The sequence below is a fragment of the Kineosporiaceae bacterium genome, from assembly GCA_016713225.1.
GTDB lineage: Bacteria > Actinomycetota > Actinomycetes > Actinomycetales > Kineosporiaceae > JADJPO01.
The window spans coordinates 25,980-43,409 of record JADJPO010000008.1; the positions used below are offsets into that span (position 1 = coordinate 25,980).

Annotated in this window: 14 protein-coding genes and 1 pseudogene; 11 read left to right on the forward strand and 4 right to left on the reverse strand. The window is 72.3% G+C overall.

The window, feature by feature from the left end; all coding sequences use genetic code 11:
- Positions 1-37: 37 nt before the first annotated feature.
- Together IPK24_22350 and IPK24_22355 are read right to left on the reverse strand one after the other, a co-directional pair.
- Positions 38-592, reverse strand: coding sequence for a hypothetical protein (locus IPK24_22350; GenBank protein ID MBK8078206.1), 555 nt, complete (start codon positions 590-592; stop codon positions 38-40).
- A gap of 38 nt (positions 593-630) precedes the next feature.
- On the reverse strand, positions 631-2,538 hold the full coding sequence (locus IPK24_22355) for a DNA primase (GenBank protein ID MBK8078207.1): 1,908 nt from the start codon (positions 2,536-2,538) through the stop codon (positions 631-633).
- Positions 2,539-2,662: 124 nt separating this feature from the next.
- Here IPK24_22355 and IPK24_22360 point away from each other — a divergent pair, with 124 nt between their 5' ends.
- Positions 2,663-3,196 (forward strand): hypothetical protein, encoded by a 534-nt coding sequence (locus IPK24_22360; protein MBK8078208.1) that lies wholly within the window; start codon positions 2,663-2,665, stop codon positions 3,194-3,196.
- A 12-nt stretch (positions 3,197-3,208) separates the two neighbouring features.
- On the opposite strand, the gene IPK24_22365 is transcribed toward IPK24_22360, so the two are convergent.
- Together IPK24_22365 and dusB are read right to left on the reverse strand one after the other, a co-directional pair.
- Positions 3,209-4,492, reverse strand: coding sequence for a deoxyguanosinetriphosphate triphosphohydrolase (locus IPK24_22365; GenBank protein ID MBK8078209.1), 1,284 nt, complete (start codon positions 4,490-4,492; stop codon positions 3,209-3,211).
- Between the two features lie 8 nt (positions 4,493-4,500).
- Positions 4,501-5,703, reverse strand: a complete 1,203-nt coding sequence (dusB, locus tag IPK24_22370; protein ID MBK8078210.1) for a tRNA dihydrouridine synthase DusB — start codon at positions 5,701-5,703, stop codon at positions 4,501-4,503.
- A 50-nt stretch (positions 5,704-5,753) separates the two neighbouring features.
- On the opposite strand from dusB, the gene IPK24_22375 reads away from it, so the two are divergent.
- The 10 genes and pseudogenes from IPK24_22375 to IPK24_22420 all read left to right on the forward strand — a co-directional run bounded on the left by IPK24_22375 (position 5,754) and on the right by IPK24_22420 (position 16,317).
- Positions 5,754-9,590: an amino acid adenylation domain-containing protein gene (locus tag IPK24_22375; protein ID MBK8078211.1), complete on the forward strand. Its 3,837-nt coding sequence runs from the start codon at positions 5,754-5,756 to the stop codon at positions 9,588-9,590.
- An 81-nt stretch (positions 9,591-9,671) separates the two neighbouring features.
- Entirely contained in the window at positions 9,672-9,905 is a 234-nt protein-coding gene (locus tag IPK24_22380) for a type II toxin-antitoxin system Phd/YefM family antitoxin (protein MBK8078212.1), read from the forward strand.
- Positions 9,902-10,291, forward strand: coding sequence for a type II toxin-antitoxin system VapC family toxin (locus IPK24_22385; protein MBK8078213.1), 390 nt, complete (start codon positions 9,902-9,904; stop codon positions 10,289-10,291). The genes IPK24_22380 and IPK24_22385 overlap by 4 nt, the downstream gene beginning before the upstream one ends.
- Positions 10,292-10,337: 46 nt before the next feature.
- The gene (locus tag IPK24_22390) at positions 10,338-10,868 is read left to right on the forward strand and encodes a hypothetical protein (GenBank protein ID MBK8078214.1); all 531 of its coding nucleotides are present in this window, start codon (positions 10,338-10,340) and stop codon (positions 10,866-10,868) included.
- Positions 10,869-11,006: 138 nt separating this feature from the next.
- Complete coding sequence (locus IPK24_22395; GenBank protein ID MBK8078215.1) at positions 11,007-11,519, forward strand: hypothetical protein; 513 nt, start codon at positions 11,007-11,009, stop codon at positions 11,517-11,519.
- Positions 11,500-12,057 (forward strand): hypothetical protein, encoded by a 558-nt coding sequence (locus IPK24_22400; protein ID MBK8078216.1) that lies wholly within the window; start codon positions 11,500-11,502, stop codon positions 12,055-12,057. Before IPK24_22395 ends, IPK24_22400 begins: the two co-directional genes overlap by 20 nt.
- Entirely contained in the window at positions 12,054-13,748 is a 1,695-nt protein-coding gene (locus IPK24_22405) for a 50S ribosome-binding GTPase (GenBank protein MBK8078217.1), read from the forward strand. The genes IPK24_22400 and IPK24_22405 overlap by 4 nt, the downstream gene beginning before the upstream one ends.
- Positions 13,749-13,905: 157 nt before the next feature.
- Positions 13,906-14,250 (forward strand): annotated as a pseudogene (locus tag IPK24_22410) (AAA family ATPase).
- Positions 14,251-15,236: 986 nt separating this feature from the next.
- Entirely contained in the window at positions 15,237-16,019 is a 783-nt protein-coding gene (locus tag IPK24_22415) for a hypothetical protein (protein ID MBK8078218.1), read from the forward strand.
- A gap of 94 nt (positions 16,020-16,113) precedes the next feature.
- Entirely contained in the window at positions 16,114-16,317 is a 204-nt protein-coding gene (locus IPK24_22420) for a hypothetical protein (GenBank protein MBK8078219.1), read from the forward strand.
- The last annotated feature ends 1,113 nt before the right edge of the window (positions 16,318-17,430 follow it).

Consider the following 17,430-nt stretch of genomic DNA (forward strand, 5'->3'; position numbering starts at 1 on the left):
CGTCGCGACGGCTCTCGAACGCCTCCACCGAGGGTGATCAAGAGCGAGAACCCCACACCCCGGACGTCGCGCCGGCCTGCCCCGCGTCCAGGCCGGCCTCCTCCCGCAGTCCTGCCTCGGCCGCTCGCAGCGTGGCCGCCACCGCGGGGTCGTCGGCCGAGGCATCTGCGGGCAGGTTGACCTGACAGGTCACGACGCCTGCGGCATCGCGGCGCAGGGCCAGGGTGGCTCGACGGCCTCCGGGCAGCCCGACCTCACGGGTCAGCATCATCGAGGCCCGCAACCGCTCGTAGACCGTCTCCGGGAGGAACGAGGCCTCGACCGGTTCCAGGCCGATCGCCTGTCTCGAACCCACCCACCAGACCGCCAGGGTGCGCGATTCGTCGTCCCAGGCGACGTGGTCGACCTCGACCCAGGTGCGCACGAACTGCTTGCCATAGGGGGTGAGCACGTGCAGCCGCGCGGCTGTCGCCGCGGCGTATCCCCCGCCGACCAGCTCCGACCAGGCGAGCACCCGCTCCCCCGGTTCGAGACCGACGGCCTGCCGGGCGTCGTCCGGCATCGTGGGGCGGCGGCGAGGCAACAGGCGCATACCGTCAGCCTACGAGTCGGCGGCCATGATCTTCTGGGCTACGAACCACCGGTACGCAGGTCGCGCAACGCCCGGCGCCGCGACTCGGCCGCCAGCAGCTCGAGGTAGGCCTCGGCGTGCGCCGGGTCGTCCTCGGTCATGCGCTGCACCTGGCTGCGCAGATTGCTGATCACGCGGCTGATGTCGACCTCGGCCACCCGGATCACCAGATCGGCGGCGTACCGGGCCAGCCTCTCCTCACCGTCCGACGGCACCGGTGAGACGGCCATCTCGGTGATCAGGTTGTGGATCACCGAGGGCGCCTCCTCGCGCACCCGGTCGAGCCAGGCGTGCACCGACAGCGTCTTCGCCGTCGCGATGCCCCCCGCCGAGCGCACTGCGTGGTGCACCGCCCGATAGGCCGGCACCTCGAAGGCGTTCTCCCCCAGCCCGTCGGCGATGTCCTCGGGCACCAGGTTCGGCACCTGCAGCATGCACTCCAGCGCCCCACGCTCGGCCATGGCGACCGGGTCGCGGGGGTCGGGGCCGCGACGCGCCCCGCCGCGGCCCGGCCGGTCCCGCGACCCCGAGCCCGGGCCGGAGCCGGAGCCCCGGCGGACCGCCCGCGTCACCTGCTCGACGTCCATGCCGAGCCATCCGGCGAGCTGACGGGCGTACTCCGGACGCAACGAGGCGTCCCGGATCCGCGCGACCACCGGCGCCGCCGCCCGCAGCCCCTGGATCCGACCCTCCGCGGTCGACAGGTCCAGATGCTCGAGCGTGGCCCGGATCGCGAACTCGAACAACGGACGCCGCGCGGCCACCAGCGCGGCCACCGCCTCGTCGCCGTGGGCCTGGCGCAGCTCGCACGGGTCCATGCCATCCGGCGCGACGGCGATGTAGGTCAGGGCCGCGAAGTTCTGGTCACCGCCGAACGCCCGCTGGGCGGCTTTGAGCCCGGCCTCGTCCCCGTCGAAGACGAACACCACCGAGCGCGAGAAGGTCTTGCTGATCAGGTCGATACTGCCCTTGCCGGCCTCGTCGCCCAGCAACCGCCGCACGATGCGCAGATGGTCCTCGCCGAAGGCCGTGCCACAGGTGGCCACCGCCCCGCCCACGCCCGCCAGGTGGCAGGCCATCACGTCGGTGTAGCCCTCGACCACCACGACCTGCCGGTCACGGGCGATCGCCTTCTTGGCGAGATCGACGCCGTAGAGCACGTGCGACTTCTTGTAGATGGGTGTCTCGGGGGTGTTGAGGTACTTGGCCTCGATCCGGTCGTCGTCGAACAGCCGCCGCGCCCCGAAGCCGACCACGTCACCCGCGACGTCCCGGATCGGCCACAGCAGCCGCCCCCGGAATCGGTCGTACAACCCCCTTTGCCCTCGCCCGGCCAGCCCCGAGGCGACCAGCTCCTCCTCGGTGAACGAGCGTCCGCGCAGGTGGCGCAACAGCGCCTCGCCCGAGCGCGGTGCGAACCCGATGCCGAACTGTTCGGCCGCGCTCCGGTCGAAGCCCCGCTCGATCAGGAAGGTCCGCCCGGCCAGGGCATCGGGGGACGTCGCGAGCTGTTCGGCGTAGTACTGCATCGCCACCCGGTGGGCCTCGACCAGTCGCTGGCGCTGCCCGGCACCCTCGCGGCGCGCGCTGGAGGCCCGGCCGTCGTCGTCCTCGTAGTGCACCTCGTAACCGAGCCGCGCAGCGAGCCGCTCGACCGACTCGGCGAAGGCCAGATGATCGACCTTCTGGACGAAGTCGATGACGTCGCCGCCCTCGCCACAGCCGAAGCAGTGCCACATGCCCACCTGGGGCCGCACGTGGAACGAGGGGGTCTTCTCGTCGTGGAACGGGCACAGCCCCTTCATGGAGCCGACCCCGGCTGCGCGCAGCGTGACATGCTCCGCGACGACGTCCTCGATGCGCGACCGTTCGCGGACGTGCTCGACGTCCTCGCGCCGGATCTTCACCGGCGGCACCTCCCGGACGACGCGCAGCTCACGGGCGTGAGTCTAGGTCTCACGCCCGACACGAACCGCGCCGATATGCCCAGTTGCCTGCACGAGCCCACTCGAGTAGGACAGACTCCTCTTCGTGACATTCGCCCCCGACCCTCGCCCGGTCTGGCTGCTGGACGTCGACGGCGTGTTGAACGCCGCGATGCCCGGCTGGGGTGAGACGCCCGATCAGGGTCAGGCGTTCGTCCACGGCAACCGCTACCTGCTGCGCTGGGCTCCCACGCTGGCCCGCCGGATCGCCGCACTGCACCACAGCGGGGGCGTCGAGGTGCGGTGGGCGACCACCTGGGTCGACCACATCGCCCAGGTCGAACGGCTGCTGCACCTGCCGCCGCTGACCACCGCGTTCGGCGGGGTCGACGTGGTGGACGCCGAGGCCTCCGTCGCCCGCAAGGTGGAGGCCGCGCTGCACGTGGTCGAGGTCGAGCAGCGCCCGCTGATCTGGACCGACGACGACGCCATCCCGGACGACGGCCCGGCCCTCGAGCGGCTCGACGCCGCCGGCTTGCCGGCGCTGCTGGTCGCGCCCAGCTCGCGGTACGGCCTGCAGCCCGAAGACCTGGACGCCATCGACGACTTCCTGGCCGAGCTCACCGAACTGGCCAGCTGAGCGCGCTCACCCTCAGGCTCGCCCTCGCCGCAACGCGGCGTGCCAGCGCACGGCCCCCGCATCGGTGAGCGAGGCGATCTGGTCGATCACGACCCGTCGTCGCACGTCGTCCGCAGCGGGCTGGACGGCGGCCTGGGTCCAGTCGGCGGCGAACGCCGGTTCCAGCGCCTCCGGGGCCCGGTCGAGCACCATCTCGTAGAGCTCGGCCAGCAGCTCACGCTGACGGGCGTAGAGCGGCTGACGCTCGGCCGTGGTCATCACGTACACCGCGGCGATGCCCTTCAGCGTGGCGATCTCGCACCAGGTCTCACGCGGCACGACGACGTCGGCGGCGTACCGGGTGAGTCGGCTGCCGCCGGTGACCGGGGCGGTCTGCGCCCGGGTGGCCCGCTCGACGTCCCGGGCGAACCGCCCGATCAGCTGGCTGGTCAGGTCTTTCAGGGCGGCCGACGCCCGTCGGCTGCCGTCGTAGGAACTCACCCAGGTGGGCATCGCCTGCAGCCGGTGCAGGGCGGCGGCGACCTCGCCGTCGGCGGCATCCGGCAGGTACCAGGACCGCACCTGCTCGGCGAGGCGATCGACCTGGTCGACCTCGCCGAGCCGGCCCAGGTCGAGGCGGCGGCCGACCACGGCGTCCTCGACGTCGTGCACGCTGTAGGCGATGTCGTCGGCCAGGTCCATCACCTGGGCCTCGATGCAGCGGCGGTGGGGCGCGGGTGCCCCGGAACGCAGCCAGGCGAACACCGCCCGGTCGTCGGCATAGACGCCGAACTTTCCCGAGCCGGCGGTGGGCGCCTCGCCGCGGCCCCACGGGTACTTGGTGCAGGCATCCAGCGTGGCTCGGGTCAGGTTCAGACCCGCCCCGGCGCCGCTCTCGGGGTCGATCACCTTCGGTTCGAGCCGGGTGAGCACGCGCAGCGTCTGGGCGTTGCCCTCGAACCCGCCGAAGCCGGCGGCGATGGCGTCCAGGGCGTCCTCACCGTTGTGCCCGAACGGCGGATGCCCGAGGTCGTGCGCCAGGCACGCGGTGTCGACCACGTCGCCGTCGCACCCCAGCGCCTGGCCGAGTTCGCGGCCGACCTGAGCCACCTCGAGGCTGTGGGTCAGCCGGTTGCGGACGAAGTCGTCGGTGTCGGGTTCGACCACCTGGGTCTTGGCCGCCAGCCGGCGCAACGCCGACGAGTGGACGACGCGCGCCCGATCGCGTGCGAAGGCGCCGCGCCCGGGGTTCTTGGGGCTCTCCTTCGCCCACCGCGCGACGTCGTCCGGGCCGTAGCCCGACATGGACTCAACCATGCTCAGACTCAACCACCGGACACCGACAACTCGGCCTGGCTGACCGCGGCGACGTCGGCTGCGTCGAGCTCTCGGCTGTCGAGCCAGCCGTCCGGCAGGCTGACCCGCCGCGCCGATCCGGTGCGTCCGCGCGGTCCTTCGGCCGGTCCACCCGGGTGCGGCTGGGCGCCGTCCAGCGTCGCGGTGATCCGGTCGAACTCGGCCGGCGTCGACACCAGGGCCAGGGCACCGCGGACGTCGTGTCCGACCGCATATCCCTTGAGGTACCAGGCGATGTGCTTGCGGATGTCGCGGCAGGCCCGTCGCTCGGCGTCGTCCGGGTAGACCTGCGCGTAGTGCTCGATCAGCACCTCGATGTGGCGGCGCATGGTCGCCAGCACCACGCCGAGGGCGGGCCGAGCCTCGGTCAGGGTGGGGGCGAGCCCGGCAGACGGGTCGGCGAAGGCCGCCGCCAGATCGGCGAACAGCCACGGCCGGCCCAGGCAGCCCCGGCCCACGACAACCCCGTCGCAGCCGGTGCGACGCACCATGTCGAGGGCATCGGCCGCCGACCAGATGTCACCGTTGCCGAGCACCGGGATGGTCGTCACCGCCTCCTTGAGCCGGGCGATCGCCGTCCAGTCGGCACTGGGCGCGTAGTAGTCGGCGGCGGTGCGCGCGTGCAGCGCCACGGCAGCCACTCCCTCGGCCTCGGCGATCCGGCCGGCGTCCAGGTAGGTCAGGTGCTCGGGGTCGATCCCCAGGCGCATCTTGACCGTCACCGGAACCCCGGCCGGGGCGGCCATCGCCACCGCCCGTGCCACGATCTCGCGAAACAGGCCGAGCTTCCACGGCAGTGCTCCCCCGCCGCCCTTGCGGGTCACCTTGGGCACCGGGCAGCCGAAGTTCAGGTCGATGTGGTCGGCCCGGTCCTCACTGACGAGCAGGTGGACGGCGGCCGCCACGACACCCGGATCCACCCCGTAGAGCTGCACCGACCGCGGCGACTCGTCGGCGTCGTGGGCGATCAGCCGCATCGACTCGTCGTTGCGCTCCAGCAGTGCGCGCGAGGTGACCATCTCGCTGACGAAGACCCCGTCCCCGCCGCCCAGCGCCGCCTGCTCGCGGCACAGCCGCCGGTAGGCCTGGTTGGTGATACCCGCCATCGGCGCCAGGACCACCGGGGTACGCATCCGGTGGGGGCCGATGGTCAAGGGGGTCACGCGGAGCATTCTCGCAGGGGCACCTGCCGGTACCGCGCCCGAGCGCCATACTGACCGCCATGCCCCTGCGTCGCGCCGACCGAGCGGCCGCGCCCCGCACCCTGGTCGACATCTTCCGGCGCACCGTGGCCGAGGTGCCCGACGAGCCCGCCCTGGACAACGGCGCCCTCGTGTTGACCTATGCCGAGTTCGCCGAGCAGGCCGACGACCTCGCGACCGAACTGGCCGCGTTCGGGGTCGGCCGCGGCGACAAGGTCGGCATCCGGATCGCCTCGGGCACCACCGATCTGTACGTCGCGATCATGGGCACGCTGCTGGCGGGCGCCGCCTACGTGCCGGTGGATGCCGACGACCCGGACGAGCGGGCCCGCACCGTGTTCGGCGAGGCCGAGGTGGCCGCGGTGATCGGCAACGACCTGACCATCACGCCGCGCCGGCTCGACGCCGCCCCGATCGATCCCGACCCCACGCCGGACGACGACGCCTGGGTGATCTTCACCTCCGGCTCGACCGGCAAGCCCAAGGGCGTGGCGGTCACCCACCGCAACGCGGCCGCCTTCGTGGACGCCGAGTCACACCTGTTCCTGCAGCAGTCCCCGATCGGCCCGGACGACCGGGTGATGGCGGGGCTGTCGGTGGCTTTCGACGCCTCGTGCGAGGAGATGTGGCTGGCCTGGCGCTACGGAGCCGCGCTGGTGCCGGCGCCGCGTTCGTTGGTGCGCAGCGGCATGGACCTCGGCCCCTGGCTGACGGCCAACGACATCACCGTGGTCTCGACGGTGCCGACCCTGGTGGCGTTGTGGCCGGCCGACGCCCTGGCCCGGGTGCGGCTGCTGATCCTGGGCGGCGAGGCGTGCCCGCCCGAGCTGGCCGCCCGGCTGGCCACCCCGACCCGCGAGGTGTGGAACACCTACGGCCCCACCGAGGCCACCGTGGTCGCCTGCGCGGCCCAGCTGACCGGTGAACCGCCGGTACGGATCGGGCTGCCGCTGGACGGCTGGGACCTGGCCGTCGTCGACCGCGAGGGCAACCCGGTGCCGGACGGCGAGAGCGGCGAACTGATCATCGGCGGGGTCGGTCTGGCCCGCTATCTCGACGCCGCCAAGGACGCCGAGAAGTACGCCCCGATGCCCTCCCTGGGCTGGGAACGCGCCTACCGCAGCGGGGACATCGTGCGGTTCGACGGCACCGGGTTGCTGTTCGGCGGCCGCGCCGACGAACAGGTCAAGGTCGGCGGTCGGCGGATCGAACTCGGCGAGATCGACAGCGCACTGCTGGGCCTGCCGGGGGTCAGCGCGGCCGCCGCCGCGGTGCGCCGCACGGCGTCCGGCAACGCGATCCTGGTCGGCTACCTGACCGTCGACGACACCTTCGACGTCGCCGCCGCCACGGCGGTGCTGCGCCGGGACATGCCCGCAGCCCTGGTGCCGCGCCTGGCCGTCGTCGAGGATCTGCCCACCCGCACCAGCGGCAAGATCGACCGGGACGCGCTGCCCTGGCCTCTGGTCGAGGCGGACGACGACGATGACGGTCTCGACCTGCGCGGCACCCAGGCCCGCCTGGCCCAGCTCTGGCGCGAGGTGCTCGGGGCCAGGATCGCCGACGTCGACGCCGACTTCTTCGACCTCGGTGGCGGCAGCTTGACCGCGGCACAGATGGTCTCGCTGCTGCGCAGCACCCACCCCGAGATCACCGTCGCCGACATCTACGAGCACCCCTCGCTGGCGGCCATGGCCCGTCACCTCGACGAGATGGCCACCCCGACCGCTCGGCTCAACGCCGACGTGCCCCCGGTGCCGTTGAAGACCCAGGTCGGGCAGGTGGTGGCCACCTGGCCACTGCGCACCATCGCCGGCGCCCGCTGGCTGGTCTGGATCGCCGCCGGGACGACCCTGGCCCACGGCCTCGGGGTCACCTGGGCACCGGTGGCCTCCTGGTGGTGGATCGGCCTGGGCTGGGCGCTGTTGCTGCTGCCGCCGGGGCGGATGCTGCTGGCCGGGATCGGCGCCCGGATCGTGCTCGCCGGCATCGGGCCGGGCAACTACCCGCGCGGTGGCCGGGTACACCTGCGGTTGTGGTTGGCCGAGCGACTGGTCGACGAACTCGGCGCCGCCAACCTCACGGGCGCCGTGCTGATGCGCTGGTATGCCCGGCTGCTCGGGGCCCGGGTCGGCAAGGACGTCGACCTGCACTCGGTCGCCCCGGTCACCGGCCTGATGACCCTGGGCGCCGGCTGCGCGATCGAACCCGAGGTCGACCTGGCCGGGTACTGGCTGGACGGGTCCCGGCTGCACATCGGCCGAGTGGCGGTCGGTCAGCGAGCCCGGGTCGGTGCCCGCAGCACCCTGGCACCCGGCGCCCACGTCGGCGCCGATGCCGAGATCGCCCCCGGTTCCGCCGTGTTCGGCATCGTGCCGCGGGGTGAGTTCTGGTCCGGTGCTCCGGCGCAACGGATCGGCCCGGCCCGCGGGCCGTATCACGACACCCGCCCGCCCAATCGCGCCACGTGGCTGGTGGCCTACACCGTGGCCTCGCTGGTGATCGGGTTGCTGCCGGTGCTCGCCGTCCTCGCCGGGCTGATCCCGGCCTGGCCCGCGCTGCGATCGAGCGAGAGCTGGGGTGAGGCGGTTCGGACGGCGCTGGCCTGGCTGCCGCTCGGCGTCCTGGTGGCGATCGTGGTGCTGGCACTGGTGGTCTGGCTGCTCACCCGGGGGTTCGGCGTCGGGTTGCGCCCGGGGGCCTACCCGGTGCAGGGCCGCATCGCCTGGCAGGCCTGGTCGACGGTGCGGCTGCTGGACGAGGCGCGCACCTGGCTGTTCCCGTTGTACTCCAGCACGCTGACCCCGGTGTGGTTGCGGGCGCTCGGCGCCCGGATCGGCCCGGACGTCGAGGCGTCGACGGTGCTGATGATCCCCGCGCTGACCAGCGTCGCCGAGGGCGCATTCCTGGCCGACGACACTCTGATCGGTGGCTACGAACTGGGCGGCGGGTGGCTGCGGGTCGAACCGGTCAAGGTCGGCAAACACGCCTTCGTCGGCAACTCGGGCATGGCCGCCCCCGGTCGCAAGGTGCCCAAACACGGTCTGGTGGCGGTGCTCTCGGCCGCCCCGCAGCGCACGGTGGCCAAGGCCGGCACCTCCTGGATCGGCAGCCCCCCGGCCCTGTTGCGGCGCAGCGCCTCACGCCAGGACGACGCCCGCACCTTCCATCCGCCGACCCGACTGCGGGTGGCCCGGGCGCTGGTCGAACTGTGCCGGTTGGTGCCGCTCTGGCTGCACGCCGCGCTGGTCGTCGCCGTGGTGGCGGTCATGACGTCGATCGTGCAGGACGCCGGGTGGTGGATCGCACTGGCCGCCGGCGGCCTGGTGCTGATGACCGCCGGGGCCCTCGCGGCGCTCATCGCCACCGTGGCGAAATGGCTTCTGGTGGGCCGGGTCTCGCGGCGCGACCACCCGCTCTGGAGCAGCTTCGTCTGGCGCAACGAGTTGGCCGACACCTTCATCGAGGTGCTCGCGGCGCCCTGGTTCGCCCGGGCCACCGCCGGCACCGTGGTGCTGAACGCCTGGTTGCGCACCCTGGGTGCCAAGGTCGGGCGCGGGGTGTGGTGCGAGACCTACTGGTTGCCCGAACCCGACCTGATCGACCTGCGGGACGGCGTGACCGTCAACCGGGGCTGCGTCGTCCAGACCCACCTGTTCCACGACCGGGTGCTGAGCATGGACACCGTGACGCTGCGTGTCGGCTCGACGTTGGGTCCGAACGGCGTGGTGCTGCCTGCCGCCGTGATCGGCCGCCACGCCACCGTCGGCCCGGTCTCGTTGGTGATGCGCGGTGAGTCGGTGCCCGACAAGACCCGCTGGATCGGCAACCCGATCGCCCCCTGGGGACAGACCTGACCGGACGGCTGACCGGACGGGACGCCGGACCAGACGCCAACCGGACTAGACTTAGTCCAGTTCGACTGCAACCATGGCGACGTGGACGATGTGGTGAACATTCACGAGGCCAAGACGCATCTTTCCCGCCTGCTCGAACGGGTCGAGGCCGGGGAATCGATCACCATCGCCCGGGCCGGCAAGCCGATCGCCGATCTGGTGCCCCACAGCAGGCAACCGCTGCGGCTGGGCACGCTGAAGGGGCAGCTGTCCTACGACGACGCCACGTTCGACACCCCGGACGACGAGATCATTGCCGCTTTCGAGGGCTCATGACCTCGATCCTGATGGACAGTCACGTCCTGCTGTGGGCGCTGGACGACGCCACCCGCCTCGGTCCGCAGTCCCGGGGCCTGCTGCTCGATCCGACCACGACGGCCTACGTCTCGGCAGCGACCTCGTGGGAACTCCAGATCAAGCGTCTGCTGGGCAAGCTGGACTGCCCTGCCGACCTCGAGCAACGCATCCAGGACGCCGGGTTCAGCGAACTCCCCATCCGGCAGCGGCACACCCAGGCCCTCGACGGGACCTCGCTGCCCCATCGAGACCCGTTCGACCGCATGCTGCTCACCCAGGCCAGGTGCGAGGGCCTCGCGTTCCTCACGGCCGACCGCATCCTGCTGGACACCGCTCTGAGCTTCGTCCGGGACGCGGGTCGATGACGGATCGCCTTCCGGCAGGCGAGCGTTCGGATAGCGTCGCACCATCATGACCACCGACATCGCGGGCCTGCAGCAGACGGCCGTCGAGCTGCGCGGCGCACTCGCGTCGCTGCACCTGGACACCGCGCTGCCCGGCGCGACGGCTGCCGGCCGGGACGCCGCCGCGATGGTGCGCGAGTTCGACGACCACGTGCTGCCCCGCCTCGGCAACCTCGAGGCCCCGGCGCTGGTGGTGATCGGCGGCTCGACCGGATCGGGCAAGTCGCTGCTGACCAACAGCGTGCTCGGCGCCGACGTCACCCGCCCCGGCTACCTGCGGCCCACCACGATGGCCCCGGTCTTGGTGCACGACCCGGTGGACGCCGCGTGGTTCCAGGCCGGGCACGTGTTGCCCAACCTGGCCCGGGTGCTCGAGAGGGCGAGGCGAAGGGGCACCGCGAGCTGCGGCTGGTCGCCAGTGACGCCGTCCCGGACGGGGTGGCGCTGCTCGACAGCCCCGACATCGACTCGGTCTCGGTGGCCAACCGCGAGCTGGCCGCCGACCTGCTCGCCGCCGCAGACCTGTGGATCTTCGTGACCACCGCGGCCCGCTACGCCGACGCCGTCCCGTGGGACTTCCTGCGCTCGGCACGCCGTCGCGGCACCCCACTGGTGATCGTGATGAACCGGACCCCGCCGGAGGGCGCCCCAGGCGCTCGCCGCGCATCTGAGCCAGATGCTGGCCGAGGAAGGGCTGCCGGAGACCCCCGTCATCACCGTCACCGAGCAGCCGCTGGTCGAAGGCCGGTTGCCCGCCGGCGAGGCCGCCCCGCTGCGGGACTGGCTCGATCGGCTCGGTGCCGATCACGAGGCCCGGGCCGCCTCGATCCGCCGCTCGTTGCAGGGCGCCCTGGCCGACCTCGCCGCCCGCACCCACGCGGTCTCCGCGGCCGTCGACGAGCAGGTGCAGATCGGCCAGAAGCTGCTCGGCGACGTCGACGCCGCCTACGCCGACGCGTTGACCACGGTGCGCAAGGACATCGACGCCGGCGCGCTGTTGCGCGGCGAGGTGTTGGCGCGGTGGGAGGAATTGCTCGGCACCGGCGAGTTGTTCCGCCAGCTGCGCACCGGGCTGAGCAAGTTGCGCGACCAGGTGGCGGGCCTGCTCACCGGACGCCGCCGCACCCACGCCGAGTTCACCGAGGCGGTCGAGCACGTCGTCCAGACCCTTGATCCGCACCCATGGTGACGCCGCCGCCGCGGACGTGGCATCCCGCTGGCGCGCCCGACCGGGTGGCGACCGGCTGATCGCCGCAGACGTCCAGGGCCGGCTCGCCCGCTCCTCCGCCGAGCTGGACTCCCGGGCCGCGGCCGCCGTCCGGGCCTGGCAGGGCGAGCTGCTCGAGCTGGTGCGCAACGTCGGTGGCGATCGCAAGTCGACCGCCCGGGTGCTCTCGCTCGGTGTCAACGGCGTGGCCGCCGTGGTGATGATGGTGGTGTTCGCCCACACCGGCGGGCTCACCGGTGCCGAGGCCGCCGTCGCCGGCGGGGCCAGCGCGGTGGGTCACACCCTGCTCGAGGCCCTGCTCGGTGACCAGGCGATCCGCACCCTGGCGAACCAGGCGCGCGAAGCGCTGGACTCCCGGGTGGCGGCGGTCTACCACGACGAGGCCGAGCGCTACCGGACGGCGGTGGCCTCACTCGGCATCGACGCCGAAGCTCCGGCGCGACTGGACGCGCTGGCCGATGCCCTGGCGCGGGGCAGCGCCGCAGGAGGCCGGGCATGATCCGCCGCACCCCCACACCGCAGGGCTCCCCCACCGGTGACGTCGACCAGCTTCGCCGTCGGCTGCGGGCGCTGCACGACATCGCCGACCTCGGCGAGGGCCGGCTCGACGAGGCCGTGCTGGCCCGGATCCGCACCACCACGCAGACCGCCTCCGAGCGGCTCGGGCACGGCACCAGCCACACCGTGGTGGCGCTGGCCGGGGCCACCGGCAGCGGCAAGTCCTCGCTGTTCAACGCCATCACCGGCACCGAGTGGGCGACCACCGGGATGCGTCGACCGACCACGTCGTCCCCGTTGGCTGCCGTCTACGGCGACGGCGCGCAGGACCTGCTCGACTGGCTCGACATCCCCAACCGGCAGCGCCACGAGGGTGGGGACCTGACCGGACTGGTGCTGCTCGACCTGCCCGACCACGACTCCAAGGTCATCGCCCACCGGGCCGAGGTCGACCGGCTGGTCGCGGTGGTCGACGTCTTCGCCTGGGTGGTCGACCCGCAGAAGTACGCCGACGCCGCGCTGCACGAGGGCTACCTGCGTCAGTTCGGCGGCCACGGCGCGGTCACCATGGTGCTGCTCAACCAGATCGACCGATTGGACGCCGAGGCGCGCGCGGGCACCGTCGCCCACCTCGGCCGGCTGCTCGCCGAGGACGGCCTGAGCGAGGTCCGGGTGATCCCGACCTCGGCCACCACGGGCGAGGGCGTGGAGGCATTGCGCCGTGAACTGACCGCCCGGGTCGCCGAGCGCCGCGCCATCGTCACCCGCATCGATGCCGACATCGACTGGCTGGCCACGGATCTCACCTCGTCCCTGGCCGGGCTGGCCGATCGCTCGGTGAGCCCGGCGGCGCGAGACCGGGTGGTCCTCGCGGCCACCGAGGCCGCCGGCGGCGCCAGCCGAGGCGGCCGTGGCCGGCTCGTACCGGCATCGCGGTTCGCTCGCCGTCGGCTGGCCGCTGCTGCGCTGGATCCGCAAGGCCAAGCCCGACCCGTTGGCTCGGCTGGGACTGAGCACCCGGCGTCCGGACGCCGCCGCACCGGCGCCGAGTGCCGGGCTGCGCGAGGGGGTCGCCGTCCGCCGGACGGCGATCGCCGCCAACCCGCTGGCCGTGGCCCGGCTGGAGGAGTCGCTGCGTCACCTGGGTCAGGACGTCGGCCGCGGCCTGCCCGAGGTGGCGCGGTTGCGGCTGGAGTCGGTGGTCGAGGGCACCCGTGCCGGTCTGCCGGATGCCCTGGACGAGGCCGCCGGGCTCACCGATCTGCACCTCGACCCGCCGCGCTGGTGGCGGGTGATCGGCGTGCAGTGGGCCGCCGCCGCGGCGCTGCTGGCCGGTCTGGTCTGGCTGCTGGTGTTGTGGGGTCTGGCGTGGCTGCAGTTCCCGCCGCCGCCCACCCCCCGCTGGCGCGACATCCCGCTGCCCAGTCTGCTCGCGGTCGGCGGCGCGGCGATCGGTGCGCTGCTCGCCGTCCTGGGCCGCCGACTCACCGCCGTGGGGGGCCGCGCGCCGCGCGAGGCTGGCCGGGCCTCGCTCGCCGAGCACGTGGCGTCCGTTATCGACGAGGACGTCGTGCTGACCGTGACCAGCGAACTGGGCTACCTCAGCGAGTTGCGCCGCGCGCTGGAGCGACTGTGAGCTCAAACGATCACGGGACGATTTGTGCACTAGACCTCGGACGATTCTGCCATTAGACATCGGACGATTCATGCACTAACTTCAGGACGATTCCTCTCTTGGACACGGGATGGCCGGAGGGCGGTGCGTTGACATCGAGCCGGCTATCAGCACGCTGATCCGCCGGGACGCCGAGGCCGTCCTCCACACCTTGCTCGCCGAGGAGCCGCCCTCCTGATCGAGGGACCCCGCGGCTCGGGTAAGTCGACGATCATTCGACAGATCGCCCAGACTCGATCCGCGCACGTTATCGATCTGGACGACGACGGCGTGGCCTCGGTGGTCCGGGAGGACCCGGAGTTCGCCCTGGCCCAGGACGGCCTCGTCGTCATCGATGAGTTCCAGCGAGCTCCCGCGGTCCTGTCGGCGATCAAGCGAGCGGTCGATGCCCGATCCTCCCCCGGACGATTCCTGCTCGCGGGCTCGGTCAGTGCCTGCCTGTTACCGACCGGCAGCGAAACCCTGACCGGTCGCGCTCACCGCCTGGTCTTGCCGCCACTCGGCGCAGGTGAGCTACTGAGGGCTCCCACTCGGCTCATCCCCGCCTTGCTCGCCGGCAACGCGGTGCCTGCCACCCGCTCGAAACTCACTCGCGCCGACTATTTTCAGTTGGTGGCCGCCGGCGGCTACCCGGCGGCGCTCCGCCAAGCGGAAGCGCCGCACGACGACGCTGGTTCGCCAGCTACCTCGCCTCGGTGGCCGAACGCGACATCCCCCAGCTGGCTGATGCACGCCACCCCCGGAGTGCTGCCGCGCCTGTACCGCCTTGTCGCCGAACAGACATCGGACATCATCGCGCGGTCCACGATCGCGCAGCAGCTGGGGCTGTCGACCACCACGACCGCGGCCTACCTCGACCTGCTGCGCCATGTCCACCTGCTGCGTGAGCTACCCAGCTGGACCATCGGCGTCTCGAGCAAGGTTGGACGTCGACCCAAGATGCACGTGGTCGACACCGGTCTCGCCGTGGCGTCCCTCGGATTCGATGGTCGGCGTCTGGCCGGGAGCGCCCTGGCTGGCGGGTTCCTGGAGAGCTACGTCCTGGCGGAGGTGGCCCAACAGGCTGGTCTGATCGACGAACCCGTGAACCTGGCCCATTTCCGTGACCGCTCTGGCATCGAGGTGGATCTCCTGCTCGAGCGATCCGATGGCAGCGTGATCGGCATCGAGGTCAAGTCGGCCACCAGCGTCAACCAGACCGATGGCAAGGGACTGCGTTTCCTACGCGATCGCCTCGGCGACCGATTCGCCATGGGTCTGGTGCTCTACACGGGGCAACTCTCCGCACGGCTCGGCGACCGCGTCTGGGCCACACCCGTCAGCGCACTGTGGGCGGCAGCGGATTCGCCGAATCCGGAGGTACCGATGCCCCAGCGTGACTACGTCCCCGGCCACGGGGACCGGCGCTACGCCGTCCGGCACTACGACCTCGAGCTGACCTACAAGGTGCCCACCAACCACCTCGCGGGCACGGCGACGCTGACCGTGCGGGCGCGCTCGAGGCGGTGCGTGAGCTGGCGATCGACCTGGCCGGACTGCACGTCGGCAAGGTGCTCGTCGACGGCAAAACCCCGGCCCGCCACACGCATCGCGGCGGGCGGCTCGTCGTCCGGCTGCGCGAGGAACGCCAGAGCGGGGCCGAGTTCGCCGTCCGGATCACCTACTCCGGCAAGCCGACACCGATGATGGGCATCGACGGTGCCGCCGGCTGGGAGGAGCTGACCGACGGCGTCCTGGTCGGCTCGCAACCGCACGGCGCGCCGTCCTGGTTCCCGTGCAACGACCGGCTGGACGACAAGGCGAGCTACCGGCTGGCCCTGTCCACCGCCGAGGCCTACCAGGTGAGCGCCTCTGGCGAACTGACCGGACGACGCACCCGCGGCGGGTCCACGACCTGGACCTACGAGCAGCGCGAGCCGACGTCGAGCTATCTGATGAGCGTGCAGATCGGCCGCTACACGGTGACCGATCTCGGTGGTGAAGGCCGCCGGCGCCAAGGTGGGCGTGCAGCTGGTGCACCCGCGCCGGGTCAAGGTCGGTACCGGGACGGCGTTCGCGCGGCAGGGCCAGATGCTCACCACGTTCGCGGACCTGTTCGGGCCGTACCCGTTCGGCAGCTACCGCGCGGTGATCACCGACGACGAGCTGGAGATCCCGCTCGAGGCGCAGGGGTTGTCGAGCTGGGGCCAACCACGCCGTCGCCGGGTGGGAGGAACGAACGCCTGGTGGCCCACGAGTTGGCCCACCAGTGGTTCGGCAACTCGCTGACGGCCTCCGCACTGGCGTGACATCTGGCTGCACGAGGGCTTCGCCTGCTACAGCGAGTGGCTGTGGTCGCGGGCGGCGGCGGGCCGAGCGCCGGCAAGCCCGCGCGGACCCACCATGCCCCGCCTGGCCAAGCTGCCCCAGGACCTGCTGTTGGCCGACCCGGGACGGCTCATGTTCGACGATCGGGTCTACCTGACAGCGCTGACGTTGCACGCGCTGCGGGCCGCCATGGGCGACGGCCCGTTCTTCGATGCCCTGCACGGTTGGACCACCGCGCACCGCTACGGCCTGGTCCCCCAAAGTTCGTCAAACACCTGACCCCGGTTCACCAAGGCACGGTGGCCGAGGTCGCCGGTCGTTGGCTGGCCCACCGCAAGCTGCCGCCGCTGTCGCACTGAACGCGCGGGTCAGGGGAAACCAGCTGCCCATCACGGCGTTGCACGGGGGTACTTCGCGGCCCGACCATCGGGGATCACGGGGATCGGACGGTGAGAGTCATGACGAACACCTGGGAATCAGCGGGCCGACCTACCCTGCTCGGCTACGCCGTGCACCGCCCTGGTCGCCCGGTCGCCTTCCAGTTGCGCGGCTCGGCGTTAGCCGAACGGCCGTCGGACAGGCTGAACGAGGCGACCCGACGCTGTTGGCCTATCTCAGCGGTGGTCCGGCCCGTGCCGCAAGACGGCCGTGGTGCGACTGCGGCCGTCGGGCCGGATCGGGCCGATCGAACCCGGCCGCTGGTGCGCCTGACCACCACCTCCCGCCCCGACCGAGGCCGGCCCGTTCGAGGACGCCGTCCTCGAGGCGATAACCGCAGGCGAGCCATGCGACCGGCTGCCCGATCGCACGGTCGCCACGCAGCTCCGCGCGTTGCGGCACCGCCGAAACCCGGGCCGGGGCACTGCTGCCCCGAGATGGTGCGCCGCCGGGCACTTGCGCCAGGTGTGGCCGATGGTGGCGATCCTGGCCCTCATGGGTCCGGCTCATCGCCGGGCGGTAACCACAAGCCCGGTGGGCTGGTTGCTGCTGATCCCCTGGCGGTGGTCGCGGGCGGCACGGTGCCGCCTGCTCGTGGTGCGCCGCCAGCATCCACGGTTGGCAACAAGCCTCACCTGGCTCCGGGATCGTCATGCCGTCTCAGGCGGCCTGACCGGCCCCGCCCTCGCCTCCACCGCGGCGCTGACCGTGGCCCTGGCGGGATGGGTGGGGATCGAAGGCTGGGACTGTTCCACCGACATCAAGCACGAGCGGCTGGCGGCTGCCGGGACCATCGCCGCCCAGCCTTCTCGGCGGCCGACACCCCATGGGTCTGGACCTGGCACCGATTCGGTGGATCGAGCGGGTCGGGTGCTGACAACTCCTCCGGTGGCGATGGCGGCTCCTCCGGTGGGGACGGCGGAGGTGGGCTGTGGTGGCGGCGGATGCGGTGGC

Bases quoted from the DNA above. Each gene is read 5' to 3' on its own strand.
- IPK24_22420 (MBK8078219.1), top strand. From the start codon at position 16,114: ATGCCCCGCCTGGCCAAGCTGCCCCAGGACCTGCTGTTGGCCGACCCG.
- IPK24_22385 (MBK8078213.1), top strand. From the start codon at position 9,902: ATGACCTCGATCCTGATGGACAGTCACGTCCTGCTGTGGGCGCTGGAC.
- IPK24_22405 (MBK8078217.1), top strand. From the start codon at position 12,054: ATGATCCGCCGCACCCCCACACCGCAGGGCTCCCCCACCGGTGACGTC.
- IPK24_22395 (MBK8078215.1), top strand. From the start codon at position 11,007: ATGCTGGCCGAGGAAGGGCTGCCGGAGACCCCCGTCATCACCGTCACC.
- IPK24_22390 (MBK8078214.1), top strand. From the start codon at position 10,338: ATGACCACCGACATCGCGGGCCTGCAGCAGACGGCCGTCGAGCTGCGC.
- IPK24_22365 (MBK8078209.1), bottom strand. From the start codon at position 4,492: ATGGTTGAGTCCATGTCGGGCTACGGCCCGGACGACGTCGCGCGGTGG.
- dusB (MBK8078210.1), bottom strand. From the start codon at position 5,703: ATGCTCCGCGTGACCCCCTTGACCATCGGCCCCCACCGGATGCGTACC.
- IPK24_22375 (MBK8078211.1), top strand. From the start codon at position 5,754: ATGCCCCTGCGTCGCGCCGACCGAGCGGCCGCGCCCCGCACCCTGGTC.
- IPK24_22350 (MBK8078206.1), bottom strand. From the start codon at position 592: ATGCGCCTGTTGCCTCGCCGCCGCCCCACGATGCCGGACGACGCCCGG.